A 16,048-nucleotide genomic window follows, 5' to 3' on the forward strand; every position below is an offset into this window, starting at 1 on the left:
ACCGCCGCATTCGAACCCCTCAGAAAACGATCCGGGTTCTTAGACCGAACAGCGTAATGCTATCCTGATTGGGGTTCAGTAGCGGGTCAGAAATGAACTGCAGCGATGGCGTGATCTGCAGTCCGGGCGAGATTGAAAACCGGTAGAATGCCTCGAGCGTGAACTGATCACCGTCTATGCCTCTTGCCTCGGCCCAATTCAGGCCCAGCCCGGCCAAATCGGTGTTGCGACCATAGTAGCCCAGACCTGCTGAGACGGACCGGTCATAAAGCGCTGCGGTACCCTTTGAGGCCCCAGCCCGAAAGAACGGCATCCACTTATTGTCAACAAACCATGCGGCAGAGAACGCAGCGCCGTAATCTTCCGCTCGACTGCCATCGTCAGCCGCATCCGCATGCCAGAGGGTCAAATGGATGTTGTCGAAGTAGATGCGATCAAAGCCGGAGGTGTAACCAAATTCGAGTGATTTGAAGAGATTGCCGTCGCTAAACACATCAAAGTTTGGATCAGACGGGTCGGCGTTTGCGTCTGAGACGCTGGCAACAGCGTAGAAGTTTTCGCTCAGCTTTACCCCACCGGCAATGCCAAGGCCTTGATTGGGTGTGTTAATAGTCGGATTGGTATTGAAAGACAGGTTTTGGAAACCACTGTAGGGGCTGACCAACCCATAGATATCCACAAAGTCCGTTACATCAATCTGGCCAACTTGCAGCGTCCACGAACCGTTCTCGGCCCTTTGGGTCCAGAAAAGGTTGGTCAGCAGCAGACCATTATCGTTGAAGGCCGTTCCCGTGATTGAAAGGGCTCCGCCATCCAGCCCCAAAAACTGTGGGGCAACATCGGTGTAGCTGTGCCGATCTTCGATCTTGAATGTCAGAGAGCCGCGTTCAGTTGCCTGCCAACTACCGTAGAAACGCGCAATCCCACTTGCCGCTTCGCCGGTTCCCAGATCAGCATTTGTGGATTGGCCCAATGCCAAGTAATCAATGTTGAAGCGAAACCCACCCACAGCCAGTCGGTCTTTCCATTGAAACCAACCCGATGCGATATTGCGCGGAAAATCGGAACGATATTGTGGGTCGGTTAGCCCATCTCCGGGCTCAAGATCAGCTTCGACCGAAGATGGCCCGGATAGTCCCTGAGCCGACGCTGCGCCAGCGAAGGCAATGCTCAATGCGGCAACCAGAAGTCTTATCATTCAGACGCCTTTGCCCCGCCGGTCTTGCGATTGCCCGCCGCGCGGATGCGATCAGCGGCACGCTGCTTCCATTCCAGCCTATCTGCCTTGGTTTCCAGAGTTTCGACACTTTCTGCTTCCAACTGGAAAGTCGCGCTCATGGGCATCTGGCCATCCACAACCATCATATTCTGAACAGACGGATCGATCGTTAGCGTGCCTGTCAACCGAACGGGTTCATGGAAATAGCTGGGCGTCCAGCCCCCGTTCAACCGCACACGGATCATCTGGTTGGGCGGAGGTGGAGGCATGTGGCTGCACATCCCTCTTTCTGGCACCAAATATGCGACAGGCCGACCGTCTGGATCGTTGGGAGCAGGAATGGCAAAGCCCGCCAGTGTGATTGTTCGACCATCGAATTGCGGATTTCCGTTCGTCCCGGCCTTTCTTCGACGTTCCGTTACAACCTCTCGCTGATCGAGTAGCCAGTCCACATCAATTCCATCAGTTGCCAAGGCATCCTCAGTCTCGGTCAAAAGCATTTGCCACTTCTGACGCTCTTCTTCGCTGCCGCCATCCTGCTGCAGCCTGCCGCGCAGTCGTACGACGTAGAGGACATCGTCGAATTGTTCGGGGCTGAGATCTCGATAGGGGTCTTCAAAGACCTGCGCGGACGGGTCAGGTAGGTCAGACCAGTCCAACGCGGTTCCTGGCGTCGCCATGACAGGATGACCACACCAAACCAACCCTGCAAACACTAAGGAGCGAAACCAATGGTGCATAAATACTCTCCGGCTGTTTAGACAGGTCAATCCAGTGTGTTTTTGAAGATGACGCCGTCCTTCATGATCAGGCGGATCGTATCTGGGCTTTCAGGCCTCGGATCGGCACCGAACCACTGATTACCCGTGCCAACAACCGAGAAGTCTTCAAGCGGGTTGCCGTCAATGAGCAGAATGTCTGCATAGGCCCCCTCCTCAATCACGCCCAATTTGCCTTCGGGATAGGGGTTCATAAACGGCCCCGACAAAGCGGCGATTTCACCGCCGGTGGACGTCATTGCGACCAATGAAGCGTGGGAGCCAAAGAACTCATTATTGAGATGTTTTTCATACGCAATTTGAATATTGCAGGCCGCTACAGAACCTACGCAATCCGTGTGAAACCCTCTTTTGGCTGGGCACTCATTCATGTTTTTTATGTAGTCGCCAAAAGCCTGCGTAGCGGACTGTGCCTTTCGTAAGCTGGCTGGGACATCTCGAATGGCAGGAATATCAAAGAGATTTGGATCAAATGCTGTGAGATTGGTTGTGATGTAGGCTCCTTTCTCTTCCATCAGCGCTGATATTTCACAATCAAACATGAACCCATGTTCAATTGATCGCACACCAGCATTCAGTGCCGCCATGATCGTTTCCTTGCGGTAGGAATGGGCCATGACGTAGCTTTCGTATTCGTTTGCAACCTGCACGGCCGCTTCTAATTCTGCCGTCGATCCAGCCAACAACTGCCACGGGTCAAACGCTGAAACTACACCGCCTGATTGCATGTACTTCAGTTGTGTTGCTCCCATCCGGAAGTTGTTGCGAGCAAACTTGTACATTTCGGAGACACTGTCGACTTCTTGGGCCATATTCAGACGGCTGAAGTTTGAAGACTGGCCAACCGGCGCCGTAAAGTTGGCGAAATCAGCATGGCCACCACGTGTACTTAGAAAAGCAGCCGCAGGGTAGAAACGCGGCCCGGCAATGGTCCCGCTGTCGATTGCGCGACGAAGACCTCCATTAGCGCCACCTGCATCTCTTACAGTGGTAAAGCCTTGCATTAAGTACATCTCAGCCATTTGAGTGCCGTGAATCGCGAGGTCTTCCCAAGTGCTGTTGGCTTCCATTGCGGGCAACGTGGGTCCGGGCAGCATCAGGTGTGCATGATTTTCAATAAAGCCCGGGGTCAGTGTCATCCCTTCTCCGTCAATAATCGTAGCATTGGGGGCGTCAATCGCTTCAGTTGATACAGACGTAATCAGGTTGCCCTCGACCAATACGCTGGCATTCTCGATACGCTGTTCATTCACGCCATCGAAGATATGCACGTTAGTAAACAGCGTCTGGAGTTCTTCTTGATCCTGAGCCTGCGCGGACGCTGAAAAACAAAGTCCTGCAGCGACAATTGCCGTCGAGCAAAGCGACATTCGTAGACCGGACATAAGCACTCCCTTCATATTCATGTTTTGCCAACTGTAGCCCGGAAATCTTTGCCTAGGTTGCCAGTTTCGCATTAGGATGTTCGAATGTGACTGCAAAAATGGCCACATTGTAAATCTAGTCCAAACGAGGGTGACGAGCTTGCCTTTCAACTCCACCTCTCAAGAGCATAGCGAAGGCTTTATTCGCCTCTCCTTAGCTGCTCCGTTCCTGCAATATCTCACCGAACGTAAGATCAATCCGCAACCAGCACTGGATCAGGTCGGCTTGAAAGCCGAACTGTTGTCTGACCCATCCGTGTTCGTTCACTCTGAGTTGGTCTATGGATTGCTGAATTCCTTCTCAGAAGTGTCAGGGGATCGATATCTTGGCCTGAATGTCGGAGAGACGTTTGACTTGCATCAGTGGCCTCCATTCGCTCAGGCCCTGCAATCGACCGAGACGCTGTTCGAGTTCTTTACCCGTTTCGTCGGACTTGTACCGCAGGAGTCCAATTCTGTGCGGCATAGCCTTGTCGTTGAAGCGGACAAAGCGACTTATCGTATCGAGAGGCAACAAGAGCCTACTGTCCCACCCATTCAGGTGACCGGATTTGGTGCGGCAATCTACGTACGCCTATTTCAGACCGTCGTCGGAGATGCCTGGGATTCTTCCCGTGTACGATGGGAAAGCAGATACATCAACGGTCTGCCTATCAACTACAAAGGGATCGAGGTTGGCCTTGGGACCGATCCCGGAATGCAAATTAGTTTTCCTGTGGAATGGTTGTTTTTGCACCATGTCTCTGAGGGCCCTGCCAAGCCCATCGCCTCACAGGGACAAGATGAAGAAGTAACAGTGGTAGCTGCTTTGCGATCTGTATTACGCGACAAACTAGATGAAACCGATTTGGGGCCGGAGGCGATGGCGGGATTACTGGGAATACAGCCGGAACGGTTTTTGAAAGCGCTTCAGCGGCAAGGCACAACGCTCCCACGCGAAGTCAAACGACTGCGTGTCGATGTCGCCAAGGAGCACCTCAAAGAAGGCCAGATGACAATTGCGGAGATTGGTTTGATGCTCGGTTATTCCGACAAGTCCCACTTCACTCGCTTTTTTCGTGGCCAGACCGGAATGACACCGACTGCTTTCCGGAAAAAGTAGCGGCTCTGATGTTCCGAAAGGGAAGTCAGATCAAACCAAACTGTCTGCGGGAGTATGAAATGGAGGCGGCGTGTTAGTTGATAACGCAAAGGTCAAATTCAACTGATGTCCAACGTCGGGGGCGCCTTCTGATGTCGAACGTTCACCTAGTTTCTGGTCCAACTGTGACGGTTGGGTCAGGTTCGTGTGACGTTCAACAGGAGATGTGGAACGTCAGTGATATTTGACTCAATCGACAGTCAAAACCTCAAAAAATGCTCAAATCACGTCATTCAATTTTGCCCCAAACGTCAAGCATTTCTGGCCCAAAGCGGTTAATGGCATTTCATCGGTGCTGGAGTTGATGTCTCATTTTTTACCTGCCCCACCCAGCGACTGACAAACGGGGATTTGACTGTCATGGAATTGAGAAGGTTAGTAAGATCAAGGAAATTACGTCGCGACAGAACGCGCGTTGGGTGTCTTACCCTGAGCCTCCAAGCCTTGCCGATGTATCCTCCTTGGCATTGCCTTCAGCCATTCGGCGGAAAGCTTGTCGCCAACCCTCAGCAAGTTCTTCCATCTGAGACAAAGCCTCGGCATCTTCCGGCAGAATGCGACGAGTCAACCGTGCGCGTGTAACAGCCAATACAGACCAATTGGGATTTGGCCTTTCAGACAAGGTGATCCGATCACCGGCGCCAACTTCGCCAGGCTCGAGTACACGATAGTACCATCCGGTTCGGCCCGTCTTCTGAAACTGGTACGGCATTTCCTTGCGCCCGGTATGTAGCCCAAGTTTCCAGCATGGCTGCCGCCCCTGGCTAATTTGAACCACCGCCGTCCCGAGCGACAGGATGTCCCCAATGCAGAGGTTTTCCTCGGTCAGCCCCGTTGTTGAAATGTTCTCGCCAAACGCCGCTGGTATTGTGCCGGGTGCCATTAGGCCCTCTGCTTGCCAGGCTGAATAGTGATCAAGTGCATAATGATGGATGGCTTTGTCTTTACCACCGTGTACGGTCAAATCCGCCTGCGCATCGCCTGCAAAACCGAGCGAGGTAACAACCTGCCGGCCGTTCACCCGAACTTTCTGAATGGCCGAAGGCGGTTTGCCTTCCCAGCGATCTCTGATGGCTCCAAGGAAAATGCCGTCGATGTTTGCCGACAGTTCAGGATGGTTCATCTGGCTTCCTCGTGCTCAATGCAGATCTTGTCTTTTTCGCCGGGTTCCAATGAGACGCCCAATAACTTGCAAAAACCGCTGTTTGTCGTGTCGTCATGATGAGTGCAGGATTTGCACTGGCCGAAGGATCGGCCTCCATTTGCGGCCAAAGCCAGACTGAGGCCTTGCATCAGCCCCTGCTCAAGTAAGGCTAGGTTTTCTGCAGGCATATCTCCAATTGCCTGAGCAACAGGATTTGGCTGACGTACGATCTCGGCCCCTTCTTTTGTGAGTTCGTAGGAAATCGACCGCTGATCGTGTTCTTTCCGGTGCTCTTCTACATAGCCTTTGCGTGCCAAAGCCTTGAGCGTCTGTGACATCGTTCCACGGGTTGTACCGATGTACTCTGCGACATGCGACGGCGAGCGCGAGAACATGTTCGCCTCAGCGAGGTACTCGAGCGCCATCCTCTGAGTCGGGTTCAGATCTCCCGCCCATCCTTCGGAAGCATCAATCCGGGCCAGACGGTTGATCAGTGTGCGTATGCGATGATCTGAGTTCATAACACTTTTAGTAGCGACTCGAAATTATAGTTGCAATGTATTTCTCACTATAGTAGCGACTCGCTATCTTTTAATTGGAGGCATCTATGAAACTTTCAACGCTCACTTCTACTTTGGCTCTGCTCATCGGCAGCACAGCTCTTGCTGATGGGAACCATGCCATTCATCAGGATGGCGCGATCATATCTTCTGCTGACGCCAGTAAAGTCGCGGATTTTGACATTCTGGCCGCGCACGCGCACCGTAATGGAAACACGGTCACTTTTCACATGACCACGAATGGATCGGCTGGTGCCTCGGTTCCGGCGGCAACCGGAGAGGTCGGTGGTTCAGACGTCTGGTCATATGTCTGGCCTACGTCTTTGGACCCTTCGGCCGTTGGGTTTGAAGCCGGCACAGGCATCCTTGCAATGGCCGCAACCAGTCATCCAGATTTTGATGACACACCGCTTTTTGACGAGAACGGCGACGGAGATCCGGCCAATGACGGCATCGAATGGCACAGCCATTGGGTTGTGTTGACCCCGACCGAAGCGTGCGGACCCGACGCGCTTGCCGTACGTGACATCCCCGAAGGTTCCACACCCAAGCTACCTGCGACATGGCCTGGATTCCCGATCTTTCTGGACAGCCCAGGGTTTACACCGCTGTTCGACGGGCCCGAAATCTCGGTGAACGCAGGCTTCGCCAGCGACGTCGAACTGGAAGGTGTCGCTTACGATGGCGTCACTTCGGCCTTGCGTGTGAACGCTAATATCCATGCTCCCTTGCTGTGCGTCACAGATGTTTTTGACGTCGCATCTGGCGAACTGAGCCTGCCGGGCAAGATTCACTAATATTCGATTGCGCAGCCGCCGAACCCACGGCGGCTGCCTGCTACTGAGGACAAAGAAAATGCAAGCACCAGAGTTAGACGTCACGGAATGGTTCAACACAGACACGCCCCTAACCCTAGAAAACCTAAAAGGACGGGTTGTCGTCATTGAGGCCTTTCAAATGCTTTGCCCAGGATGTGTCCTGCACGGTATTCCCTTGGCGCAGTCGATTCAGAGGACGTTTCCTGAAGAGAAGGTAGCCGTAATTGGCCTGCACACCGTGTTCGAGCATCACAACGCTATGACACCGGTGTCTTTGCAAGCTTTCCTGCATGAATATCGCATCACGTTCCCTGTCGGCGTGGACAAACAGGGCGCAGGACCGTTGCCAAACACGATGTCTCGCTTTGGCATGCGCGGCACACCAAGCCTTGTCCTTTTAGATCAGGCGAGGCAGATCGTTGCGCATCACCTTGGTCAGGTTTCGGAACTTCAATTGGGGTCCGAGATTGGCAGTCTTCTGACACAGGAGGTCGTGTCGACCAAAGGCGGCACCGTCACTGTTGATCAAAGCGAATGCGAACCAGGTAGCTGCAATGTGTGATCGGGCCAAGGTGCCCACATATGGAAATCGTTTTTTCCAAGCGCCATCGCCAAACCGTAGTTTTGTCTTACACGGCGACGAAAAGCCCAAAAACACCATACGGTGCTCGCTACCCAACAACCCACAGCGTCAGGCAAGTCCCAAAAGATCGGGGACTTGCCAATTGTTTTTATGCCCGGTCTACACGCTCGATGCTCAAACCAAGCGCGCTTGCCACACCGGCACCATAACCAGGATCGGCCTTGAGACAGTTCGATATGTGACGGATCTGAATCTCCTTCCTTGCAGCGCCAATCGCGCGGGCAGTGTTTGCGAACAACACTTTTTGCTGCTCCGGCGTCATCAGGCGGAACAAATCACCGGCTTGCGAGAAATAGTCATCATCCTCGCGGTGGTTCCAATGATCCGCAGCACCTTCGATGGACAAAGGTGGTTCAGAGAAATCCGGTTGCTCGGACCATTCGCCATGCATATTGGGTTCATAGCCAATCCGAGATCCGGCATTGCCGTCGACCCTCATCGCTCCATCACGATGGTAGGAATGATACGGGCAACGCGGCGCATTCACCGGGATCTGGGAATGGTTGACACCCAACCGATACCGCTGAGTGTCGCCATAGGAAAACAGACGTCCCTGCAACATTTTGTCCGGCGAAAAGCTGATACCAGGTACAATTGTAGAAGGCGCAAAGGCCGCCTGTTCCACTTCGGCAAAGTAGTTCTCGGGGTTGCGGTTCAATTCCAGCTCGCCAACCTCAATCAGCGGATAGTCCCCATGCGGCCATACCTTGGTCAGATCAAATGGGTTGAGGTGGTATGTACCCGCATCCTTTTCTGGCATGACTTGGACGTAGAGCACCCATTTGGGAAAATCACCGTCTTCGATAGCATCATAAAGATCACGCTGATGGCTTTCACGGTCACCAGAGATGATTTGCGCGGCTTCTTCGTCGGTAAGGTTTTTGATCCCCTGCTGGGTTTTGAAATGGAATTTGACCCAGAACCGTTCGCTGTCCGAATTGATAAAGCTAAATGTGTGGCTGCCAAAGCCGTGCATGTGCCGGTAGGTTGCGGGAATGCCGCGATCAGACATAACAATCGTCACCTGAAGCAAAGCTTCGGGAAGGCTGGTCCAGAAGTCCCAGTTGTTATCCGCACTGCGCATGTTGGTCCGCGGATCGCGTTTGACCGCGTGGTTAAGATCGGGAAACTTCAATGGGTCGCGAAGGAAAAACACTGGAGTGTTATTGCCCACCAGATCCCAGTTACCTTCCTCGGTGTAAAACTTGACTGCAAAGCCGCGAATGTCCCGTTCCGCGTCCGCTGCGCCGCGTTCCCCTGCAACGGTCGAGAAGCGCAGGAAAAGATCCGTCTTCTTACCAATATCAGAGAACAATTTGGCGCGTGTATAGCGGGTGATGTCGTGGGTCACAGTGAATATACCGTAAGCGCCGGACCCTTTGGCATGCATCCGGCGTTCGGGGATCACTTCGCGATCAAAATGAGCCATCTTCTCGAGAAACCAAACATCCTGAAGCAGCGCAGGACCACGCGGCCCCGCCGTCAGAGTGTTTTGGTTGTCGGGCACTGGCGCGCCAAATGCGGTGGTCAGTTTCGGTTTGCTGGTCATGTCAATCTCCTGAGTTGGTATCGGCAGGACAAAACCGAAAACCGCCAAATTACTCCAACTTATATAAATTATCCGATCGATAATCAGAGGTGATGCATGGTAAGAAGAACCTCGGTTGCCGGTCTTTCACTCAGAGATCTTGAGTACATTCAAAGCATTGCCGAAGAAGGTCATTTTGGCCGAGCAGCTGATATCTGTGGGGTTTCACAACCTGCAATCAGCCAACAGGTATTGAAGCTAGAGGCCCGACTTGGATTTTCGATTTTCGAACGTCAGGGTAGGCATGTCTCTTTGACGCAAAATGGCCGGATAGTCCTGCAAAAAGCAGAAATCCTTCTGACCGAGGCCCGTGAACTGTTGGAATTGTCGCTGAGCCTGAGTGACAATCTGGAAGGTGATTTGAAGTTTGGTGTACTTCCAACCCTTGGTCCTTACTTATTGCCGCTCATCCTCAAGTCACTCAAAGCCGCTTATCCCAAGTTAAGGCTGTCACTATTCGAAGAACCCACGCATGTTCTTGAAGAGATGCTCACCAACCGGGCGCTGGACGCTGCGCTGATCGCAACTAACCCGAAACAGCCTGCACTAAGTGCGCTTGAGCTGTTTCATGAACCATTTGTTTTTGCCTGTCCCAAGGATCTGGATCTCAAACCCAATGAAAAGGTTCGTTGGTCCAAGGTTTTGTCCTCACAGCTCGTTCTACTTTCTCAAGAACACTGTCTACGGGATCAGACCGTTGCGTTTTGCGACCGGATTGACCGACCAGGACAAAGAGTGGCCAGCAGTCTTGAGATGCTCCGGCAAATGGTCGCGCTGGGAGAGGGTTGCGCGCTTTTTCCGGCATTGTCTGTGAGTGGCCCCGACCGTTTCGGCGGCCTAGCAACAACACATCCCATTGCGGATGGGGTGTTTGGCCGTTCTATCAGGCTGGCATGGCGCGACAGTGACCCACGCACGGGATCGCTTGAACATTTCGGGACTTTCATTCAGACCCTTATGGCTGCCCCGGAAATGGCGCGGTATTTGAACGGAAAAGCTTAGAGCCTGACCAACCACGGAAAAGGCAATATAGCGTTTCTTTGAGGGCAAGCGTACAAGTCACTATCAAAGAAACGCCGTTGGTCTGTCACTGCAGGGATTCCAGATAAGCCAGCAGGTCTGAGATTTGCTCCGGTTTCTTTATTCCGGGAAAGGACATCTTCGTGCCCGGCAGGTACTTTTTGGGAGACGCTAGGAACCCGGATAAGCGTTCTTCATCCCAAACAAATCCGGCTTCCCCCATCGCTGTTGAGTATTTGTAACCATCAACAGCGCCAGCTTCTCGGCCCCAAACACCAAACATCGTTGGGCCCACTTTTTTCTTACCTTCGTCAACTGCATGACATGCGGCACATTTTTTGAAAACTTTTTCGCCTGCCGCCGCGTCGCCTTCTGCGGCAACGCTTTGAGCACCCGCCAGCGCTATTGTTACAGCCACAAGAATACCTCGCATGAGATCATCCCTTCCTTTTGATTGCAGATATTTGAGAGTTCAGGTTTGGACCGAAACTGCAGTCGGTCTTGCTTTTCGGAACAGGCTTCTCATTTCCCGAATGCCAGCCCAAAAAAGAAAACCGATCTTCAGAAATTCAGACGCGACGTAGAGCAGATGCAATGAACTGTCCTCGACTGGTTGACCCGCGATGATCAAAAGCGTCCGCGCGTTCAGCAAAGGAAGGAGCCAAAGCCTTTGAAATCCGAACACGCAGAGCGCGACAATTAATGACAACGACGGTTTCTGCCGGAACGACAGAAGAAGAACTGCAATTAGTAGCGTGCAAAACGCCTCGAATACGCCAATCCACAGGAATTGCATCCGCCCAACGTCCAAGGCGACCGGCAATGTCAATGACGGGGCTTGGAACTTGGCCGGAGCCGCGATCAAGTTACCGCCAACTGCGGCGCCCATCCAAACAGAGATAGTCGCTATCAGTGCAATGCGGGCGGCCTCAAAAAGAGGCTCGGCATGGGACTGTCGGTTATTAGAGACAGAGATTTTGACAGGTCGTGTCACGCTCATGATCGCGCCCTCACTAGACAGGGTTTTTGGTTGACGCGTGTGTTGCGGCGCCCTTAACCGTGGGTTTAGAAGCCGCTCGCCAGTAGCCGTAGCCCATGATCCCGGCACCGGCGAATGCGTTGCCCAAGGTGACATACGTCAAATTGTGGGCGGCTCCGGCCAGGGTGATGCTGTCGGGGTGATCTGAGATCAGCGCCAGTGAAAACACGGTCATGTTCGCAACGCTGTGTTCAAACCCCGCAGCAATAAATGCATAAAGACACCAGAAGATGACGATGCATTTGGTAACGTCGTCTTTTGCGCGCGCCGAACACCACAAGGCAAGACAAACCAGCCAATTGCACAGGATCGCTTTGGCGAACAGCTCCAACTCGGTGCCGTGCATCTTCTTGATGGCCACCTTATAAAGAAAAGCCTCTTCGCCTGCCCCTAAGACAAGTCCACCACCGCCTGCGACGAACAGCAACGCCAGCAATATGGCCCCGATCAGATTTCCTGCCCAACTGACCAACCAGCAGCGCAGCACATCCCACCAAGCAATACTTTTGGCCAGCAATCCGTGCGTCATGTACATGGTGTGACCAGTGAACAGCTCGGCCCCTGCAAAAACCACAAGGGTCAAGGCGATACCGAAGCTGGCCCCCATGACGATAGGACGGATGGATGGATCCGCGCCCTGCCCAACAGAAAGGATCAGCAAGATGCCCGCCCCAACAAACGCCCCGGCTTTTAAGGCGAGGATCAGAAAGGCAATTGGATCTGCACGCAGGTTGACGCCTTTCTCTTGCGCCAATTCTGCGAACCCAATGACTGTGTCAGCATAGGTCATTTCGTATTATACTCCACAGCTTACGCAGCCGGTCGCGTTCGACCTTTGGCCACTTGGATTTCCAAACAGGATCGGGATAGCCCAGAGACAGGCCAAGCATGCAGCGAGGTAGAGAAAGGCCATGCCCAGATCCTTCTGAGCCGAGACCAGGTAGGAGTTGCAAATCCTGACCGGCGCATGCGTATACAGAAAACCCAGCACACCCAGCATCGACAGCGCATTCGCCTTCAGAAATCCGCGAAGCACCGGGCCCAGCCAGGGCCAGGACAACCTCAGCAGTGCCCCCAACAGCAAAGGCAAGCTCAGATATTTAGTAAGTTCCCCTGTCGGCGTTAGCGCCCAATCAACGTTTCTAGGCAGCATCCAGAACAGAAATACGGTCAAGGCCACAAGTAGCAACGGAACAGCCCATTCACGCCGGACCTGCCTGTTCCAAGCCAACAACACCCCGGCCAGAACCAACAATGGCATCTGCACCAGGACATGCTGGATCGGACTTTCAACAACCGCATAGCGAAGTGCAACGGCCTCGGCAGAAGCCAGGAAGGCCAAACCAAGCAACTTCATGAGCTGCGCTCCTCCAAATGGGTCAGAACATCGTCGATAGCATCGGTGTCAAACACCGCCGAAAAGCGGCCGTCGCTTTCAATCACATGGATTGCGGCATTGTGCTGAAACCCGCCCCATTCATCGGGAATGACAGTCACGTCAAAAAGCTTCAACAATGCCGGCAACTCTTCTGGCCTCGGCCGCGCGACGGTCCACATTTTTCCGTCCGCCTCATGGGCTTCCCCGTAAATCGTCATCTGCTCGGGCGTGTCTCGCTTAGGATCAAAACTGACCGAGATCATCCGGACGGACTCTCCACGCTGTTCCAATTGATCTCGGATCTTGGCAAAGTCTGCGCCTGCAATCTGGCAGATGTCGCCGCACACGGTGTAGATGAACTCGACCAAAACCACTTCCTCCCCTTGCGGCAACAGGGGCATCAACTGACCTGACATGTCTTCCAGTTGCAGGGCTGGAACTGGACGCGGTGCGTGCACCACGTCCAATCTCCGAGCGGCTTCGCTGGTGAAAGCCTGCCCTCCATCTGTGGCATGCCAGAGAGTTCCCAAGCCGATGCTCGCGACCAGAACCGAGGGAAGAGCGCGCGCAATCATCAGCTGTCACTCCGCCCAAGACGCAGCACAAAGCGCAGAACAAAGAGCAATGTTCCCAACACGACCAGCACGCCGAACAAGGTGCCAATGCGGTCGTGGGCCAGCCATTCTTCGTAGTGCGCCGCCCAGCGACGCGGGATCGAAGCCGCACCAGAGAAGAGAAACACCGTCACAAACCCAGCGGCACCTGCGAGGTAGGTCACAAAAGCGACCCGGTCCAACCCGCTCATCTGGGCGATGGTTTTGCCTCGGACCAGCCAGGCCATGAACCCAAAGGCCATCGCCACTTCGCCCAGCAGCAGGTAGGTGTGGAAATGCCCCGGGACCCACATTGTATTGTGCATCACTTTGTTCACACTGATCATCCCGTCGATTGACGCGGGGATTGAGCCGACCGACCAGCCTGCCACGGACAGAACCAGCAGTGAGGACGTTAAATCCCAGGTCATTTTCGAACCGCGCACATAGAGGAACGTAGAGAATGCCGTGACCGCGATGAGGGGAATACCGCTGAAGTATGAGACCAGTTGCCCGACCACCAGCATCCAGGGTGGCATCACCACATCCTGAAGCAGATGGTGCCAGTAAACAGCCATCACGAAGATCAGAACTGCATTCCAGGCAATCGCAAACAGACGGTTCGATTTCCACGGTTTGCCGGTGTATTCCGGCAGGATTTCATACACCGCAGTGACGGCCATGTAGATTGAGGCATTGATGAAAACGTGGCCAAAGAAATAGATCAGGTTCTTGGCCAACAGCGCGTTTACTTCAAAACCCGGCACCAGCAGGTGGACAAGGCTCGCCACCAACACCGCGGCACCTAGGATTATCCCGATCGAATTGAAAATAGTCACGGCCGCCGCTGCGATAATTGTTGGCGGCGGAGGATTTTTGTCCTCTCGCCCTAGGATCAGGTTCCAGCCCAGGGCGCGCAAAAGGCTGCCATAACGGGCATGAATCTGACGACCGAGCTCCAGATAATACAGCAGAAAGCCAACGCCGATCGAAACATATCCAAGCATGAACGCAGCAGCCGCGCCGGCTTCCCACGCTCCGCCTGACATCGCGGGCAAGGGAAACAGGAATGTCCATGCGCCGCCATATCCGCCGATGAAGATCGAGCCTAAGATCAGGACGACGCCCAGCAGAAACAAAGCAAGAAAAGCCCAAAAGATTCCAGCCGTCAGAACGATATGACGCCCGCAAAAATACCACATGATTGCGGCGCCAGACAGTGCAGCTGTACCAACCATTCCGGCGCCATGGGCCGTCAGCAACTGGTAAAACAAAGCCGGATCCACTTCGATCCATTGGCCCTGCGCAGCACGCATGATCAGACCAAAGACCATCATCAAGGCAAAGACCGCGCCTGAGAGGATCATGGTAAGCTTGACTGCCCCAGCCTGGGGTTCAGTGACGATTGATTTTTCCGCGACAAGTTCAGATACAGCGCTCATTTAGTCCTCCACCGCGACGACTTCGAATTCGTTGACCATGTCCTGATGCGCCACCCCGCAGAACTCCATGCACAGGACTTGGTAAGTGCCGGGCTCATCGAACGTGTAAGAAACTTCGGTTGTGTAACCGGGGATCACCTGGACTTGCGTCAGAAGGCGGAGGTCTGAAGTGTAAATGCCCAATCCGTGGGTAACATCTTCGGTCGTGGCGCTAAAATTGATGGGCGTTCCAACAGGGATCTCAACTGTTTCGATATCCCACCACCACTGCCCGCTGGTGATGGAAACGGTGATGGCATCGTCTGTACTGGCCAAAGCGTGCGGCCATGGTCGCAATGAACCGACTGCCACGATTACTCCAACAATCGTCATTGCCCAGATCAAGCCCGCACGCTTCGAGTTGGCATTGGGTCCTGCTTCCTCCCCGTTCGAGGCGCGCGCGGCCCTCCAGAAGACAAGTGACAGCACTGCCATCAGGATCAGCGAGATCAAAAGTACAACAGGCTGCATGAGCCATCTCCTTTATTAAGCATTTTAAATACCTATTATAAAGACCAGAAAAAGATGTCAATGAAATAGGCATTTTCAAAGCCTATTTTTTATGAGAGATATAACTATGCAAATTACCAAGTTTTCCGACTATGCCTTGCGCATCCTGATCCATCTTGCCACCCACGAAGAGGGGTTGATGTCGACCCGCGAGATTGCGGCTATGCAAAACTTGCCCTTCAATCACCTGGCCAAGATCTCCCAGTGGCTCACACACGAGGGCTACGTAGAATCCGTTCGTGGACGCAACGGAGGAATGCGAATGGCCTTGCCTCCCAATGCGATCTCGATTGGCGGCCTGCTGCGAAAATCCGAACGCGGCACCCCTTTGGTTGAGTGTATGAAAGAAGACGGCGGCTGTTGTGTGATGACGCCTGCCTGTGGGTTGCTGCCAATCCTGACTGAAGCTCAGGAGGCGTTTTTTACTGCCTTGGACAGCAAGACATTGCAGGATGTTTTGGAAGGAAATCGCGGAATGAAAAACCTGATCCGAGCGCTAGAAGTTAGTCATGCGCTGGCTTCAGATCATTAATACGCAAATTGAAATCGTATAAAACCACGATTTTCATTTAGCTGCACCAGGCACGGCATCCTCAATCGCCTGTCCTTCCCAGGCCTCGAATGCCATCGACAGGTGCCATGCCTTGAACCCGATGTAGCCGGCCAACAGGACCATTATCATCAGATACATTGCCCTTCGGAATCGTGGAT

19 protein-coding genes are annotated in these 16,048 nt (G+C 53.5%); 5 read left to right on the forward strand and 14 right to left on the reverse strand.

Annotated elements, in window-relative coordinates:
• Positions 1-19: 19 nt before the first annotated feature.
• The 3 genes from ACR0B0_RS16890 to ACR0B0_RS16900 form a co-directional block, all read right to left on the reverse strand.
• The gene (locus ACR0B0_RS16890) at positions 20-1,198 is read right to left on the reverse strand and encodes a carbohydrate porin (protein ID WP_480648791.1); all 1,179 of its coding nucleotides are present in this window, start codon (positions 1,196-1,198) and stop codon (positions 20-22) included.
• Entirely contained in the window at positions 1,195-1,899 is a 705-nt protein-coding gene (locus tag ACR0B0_RS16895; RefSeq protein ID WP_254429615.1) for a DUF3299 domain-containing protein, read from the reverse strand. The genes ACR0B0_RS16890 and ACR0B0_RS16895 overlap by 4 nt, the downstream gene beginning before the upstream one ends.
• Before the next feature lie 86 nt (positions 1,900-1,985).
• Positions 1,986-3,383, reverse strand: a complete 1,398-nt coding sequence (locus tag ACR0B0_RS16900; RefSeq protein WP_480648793.1) for a metal-dependent hydrolase family protein — start codon at positions 3,381-3,383, stop codon at positions 1,986-1,988.
• 139 nt (positions 3,384-3,522) lie between these two features.
• On the opposite strand from ACR0B0_RS16900, the gene ACR0B0_RS16905 reads away from it, so the two are divergent.
• Positions 3,523-4,524, forward strand: coding sequence for a helix-turn-helix domain-containing protein (locus ACR0B0_RS16905; protein ID WP_480648795.1), 1,002 nt, complete (start codon positions 3,523-3,525; stop codon positions 4,522-4,524).
• 463 nt (positions 4,525-4,987) lie between these two features.
• Here the strand turns inward: ACR0B0_RS16905 and ACR0B0_RS16910 are convergent, their stop codons facing one another.
• Together ACR0B0_RS16910 and ACR0B0_RS16915 are read right to left on the reverse strand one after the other, a co-directional pair.
• Positions 4,988-5,686 carry an MOSC domain-containing protein gene (locus tag ACR0B0_RS16910; RefSeq protein ID WP_480648797.1) on the reverse strand — a complete coding sequence of 233 codons (699 nt, stop codon included), beginning with the start codon at positions 5,684-5,686 and terminating at the stop codon, positions 4,988-4,990.
• Positions 5,683-6,228: a MarR family winged helix-turn-helix transcriptional regulator gene (locus ACR0B0_RS16915; RefSeq protein WP_480648799.1), complete on the reverse strand. Its 546-nt coding sequence runs from the start codon at positions 6,226-6,228 to the stop codon at positions 5,683-5,685. Before ACR0B0_RS16915 ends, ACR0B0_RS16910 begins: the two co-directional genes overlap by 4 nt.
• A gap of 86 nt (positions 6,229-6,314) precedes the next feature.
• On the opposite strand from ACR0B0_RS16915, the gene ACR0B0_RS16920 reads away from it, so the two are divergent.
• Both ACR0B0_RS16920 and ACR0B0_RS16925 read left to right on the forward strand, forming a co-directional pair.
• Entirely contained in the window at positions 6,315-7,064 is a 750-nt protein-coding gene (locus tag ACR0B0_RS16920; protein WP_480648801.1) for a hypothetical protein, read from the forward strand.
• Positions 7,065-7,122: 58 nt separating this feature from the next.
• Positions 7,123-7,647: a redoxin domain-containing protein gene (locus tag ACR0B0_RS16925; protein ID WP_480648803.1), complete on the forward strand. Its 525-nt coding sequence runs from the start codon at positions 7,123-7,125 to the stop codon at positions 7,645-7,647.
• A 169-nt stretch (positions 7,648-7,816) separates the two neighbouring features.
• Here the strand turns inward: ACR0B0_RS16925 and ACR0B0_RS16930 are convergent, their stop codons facing one another.
• The gene (locus ACR0B0_RS16930; protein ID WP_480648805.1) at positions 7,817-9,277 is read right to left on the reverse strand and encodes a catalase; all 1,461 of its coding nucleotides are present in this window, start codon (positions 9,275-9,277) and stop codon (positions 7,817-7,819) included.
• A 96-nt stretch (positions 9,278-9,373) separates the two neighbouring features.
• Here ACR0B0_RS16930 and ACR0B0_RS16935 point away from each other — a divergent pair, with 96 nt between their 5' ends.
• A complete protein-coding gene (locus tag ACR0B0_RS16935; protein WP_480648807.1) occupies positions 9,374-10,318 on the forward strand; it encodes a hydrogen peroxide-inducible genes activator in 945 nt (314 codons plus the stop codon).
• 85 nt (positions 10,319-10,403) lie between these two features.
• Here ACR0B0_RS16935 and ACR0B0_RS16940 read toward each other — a convergent pair whose 3' ends face one another.
• Genes ACR0B0_RS16940 through ACR0B0_RS16970 form a run of 7 tightly spaced genes read right to left on the reverse strand, consistent with a single transcriptional unit; the run spans position 10,404 to position 15,298 of the window.
• Entirely contained in the window at positions 10,404-10,769 is a 366-nt protein-coding gene (locus ACR0B0_RS16940) for a c-type cytochrome (protein ID WP_170362178.1), read from the reverse strand.
• 39 nt (positions 10,770-10,808) lie between these two features.
• Positions 10,809-11,336: a hypothetical protein gene (locus ACR0B0_RS16945; protein WP_480648809.1), complete on the reverse strand. Its 528-nt coding sequence runs from the start codon at positions 11,334-11,336 to the stop codon at positions 10,809-10,811.
• A gap of 13 nt (positions 11,337-11,349) precedes the next feature.
• A complete protein-coding gene (locus ACR0B0_RS16950; RefSeq protein ID WP_480648811.1) occupies positions 11,350-12,165 on the reverse strand; it encodes a formate/nitrite transporter family protein in 816 nt (271 codons plus the stop codon).
• Positions 12,166-12,171: 6 nt separating this feature from the next.
• Positions 12,172-12,732 (reverse strand): hypothetical protein, encoded by a 561-nt coding sequence (locus ACR0B0_RS16955; RefSeq protein ID WP_480648813.1) that lies wholly within the window; start codon positions 12,730-12,732, stop codon positions 12,172-12,174.
• A complete protein-coding gene (locus ACR0B0_RS16960) occupies positions 12,729-13,328 on the reverse strand; it encodes an SCO family protein (protein WP_480648815.1) in 600 nt (199 codons plus the stop codon). The genes ACR0B0_RS16955 and ACR0B0_RS16960 overlap by 4 nt, the downstream gene beginning before the upstream one ends.
• Entirely contained in the window at positions 13,328-14,788 is a 1,461-nt protein-coding gene (locus ACR0B0_RS16965) for a cbb3-type cytochrome c oxidase subunit I (RefSeq protein ID WP_480648817.1), read from the reverse strand. The genes ACR0B0_RS16960 and ACR0B0_RS16965 overlap by 1 nt, the downstream gene beginning before the upstream one ends.
• Positions 14,789-15,298: a cupredoxin domain-containing protein gene (locus ACR0B0_RS16970; RefSeq protein ID WP_480648819.1), complete on the reverse strand. Its 510-nt coding sequence runs from the start codon at positions 15,296-15,298 to the stop codon at positions 14,789-14,791.
• A gap of 106 nt (positions 15,299-15,404) precedes the next feature.
• Between ACR0B0_RS16970 and ACR0B0_RS16975 the strand changes: the two genes are divergently transcribed.
• Entirely contained in the window at positions 15,405-15,869 is a 465-nt protein-coding gene (locus ACR0B0_RS16975) for an RrF2 family transcriptional regulator (RefSeq protein ID WP_170347428.1), read from the forward strand.
• A gap of 33 nt (positions 15,870-15,902) precedes the next feature.
• Here ACR0B0_RS16975 and ACR0B0_RS16980 read toward each other — a convergent pair whose 3' ends face one another.
• Entirely contained in the window at positions 15,903-16,028 is a 126-nt protein-coding gene (locus ACR0B0_RS16980; RefSeq protein WP_302478873.1) for a hypothetical protein, read from the reverse strand.
• Between the last annotated feature and the right edge of the window lie 20 nt (positions 16,029-16,048).

Source organism: Ruegeria sp. BA12, from assembly GCF_056539625.1.

What these genes read in the sequence shown, in the direction of transcription:
- ACR0B0_RS16930 (WP_480648805.1), bottom strand. Translation starts at nt 9,277, where the DNA reads ATGACCAGCAAACCGAAACTGACCACCGCATTTGGCGCGCCAGTGCCC.
- ACR0B0_RS16900 (WP_480648793.1), bottom strand. Translation starts at nt 3,383, where the DNA reads ATGTCCGGTCTACGAATGTCGCTTTGCTCGACGGCAATTGTCGCTGCA.
- ACR0B0_RS16890 (WP_480648791.1), bottom strand. Translation starts at nt 1,198, where the DNA reads ATGATAAGACTTCTGGTTGCCGCATTGAGCATTGCCTTCGCTGGCGCA.
- ACR0B0_RS16970 (WP_480648819.1), bottom strand. Translation starts at nt 15,298, where the DNA reads ATGCAGCCTGTTGTACTTTTGATCTCGCTGATCCTGATGGCAGTGCTG.
- ACR0B0_RS16960 (WP_480648815.1), bottom strand. Translation starts at nt 13,328, where the DNA reads ATGATTGCGCGCGCTCTTCCCTCGGTTCTGGTCGCGAGCATCGGCTTG.
- ACR0B0_RS16895 (WP_254429615.1), bottom strand. Translation starts at nt 1,899, where the DNA reads ATGGCGACGCCAGGAACCGCGTTGGACTGGTCTGACCTACCTGACCCG.
- ACR0B0_RS16915 (WP_480648799.1), bottom strand. Translation starts at nt 6,228, where the DNA reads ATGAACTCAGATCATCGCATACGCACACTGATCAACCGTCTGGCCCGG.
- ACR0B0_RS16950 (WP_480648811.1), bottom strand. Translation starts at nt 12,165, where the DNA reads ATGACCTATGCTGACACAGTCATTGGGTTCGCAGAATTGGCGCAAGAG.
- ACR0B0_RS16935 (WP_480648807.1), top strand. Translation starts at nt 9,374, where the DNA reads ATGGTAAGAAGAACCTCGGTTGCCGGTCTTTCACTCAGAGATCTTGAG.
- ACR0B0_RS16945 (WP_480648809.1), bottom strand. Translation starts at nt 11,336, where the DNA reads ATGAGCGTGACACGACCTGTCAAAATCTCTGTCTCTAATAACCGACAG.
- ACR0B0_RS16980 (WP_302478873.1), bottom strand. Translation starts at nt 16,028, where the DNA reads ATGTATCTGATGATAATGGTCCTGTTGGCCGGCTACATCGGGTTCAAG.
- ACR0B0_RS16925 (WP_480648803.1), top strand. Translation starts at nt 7,123, where the DNA reads ATGCAAGCACCAGAGTTAGACGTCACGGAATGGTTCAACACAGACACG.
- ACR0B0_RS16920 (WP_480648801.1), top strand. Translation starts at nt 6,315, where the DNA reads ATGAAACTTTCAACGCTCACTTCTACTTTGGCTCTGCTCATCGGCAGC.
- ACR0B0_RS16965 (WP_480648817.1), bottom strand. Translation starts at nt 14,788, where the DNA reads ATGAGCGCTGTATCTGAACTTGTCGCGGAAAAATCAATCGTCACTGAA.
- ACR0B0_RS16955 (WP_480648813.1), bottom strand. Translation starts at nt 12,732, where the DNA reads ATGAAGTTGCTTGGTTTGGCCTTCCTGGCTTCTGCCGAGGCCGTTGCA.
- ACR0B0_RS16975 (WP_170347428.1), top strand. Translation starts at nt 15,405, where the DNA reads ATGCAAATTACCAAGTTTTCCGACTATGCCTTGCGCATCCTGATCCAT.
- ACR0B0_RS16940 (WP_170362178.1), bottom strand. Translation starts at nt 10,769, where the DNA reads ATGCGAGGTATTCTTGTGGCTGTAACAATAGCGCTGGCGGGTGCTCAA.
- ACR0B0_RS16910 (WP_480648797.1), bottom strand. Translation starts at nt 5,686, where the DNA reads ATGAACCATCCTGAACTGTCGGCAAACATCGACGGCATTTTCCTTGGA.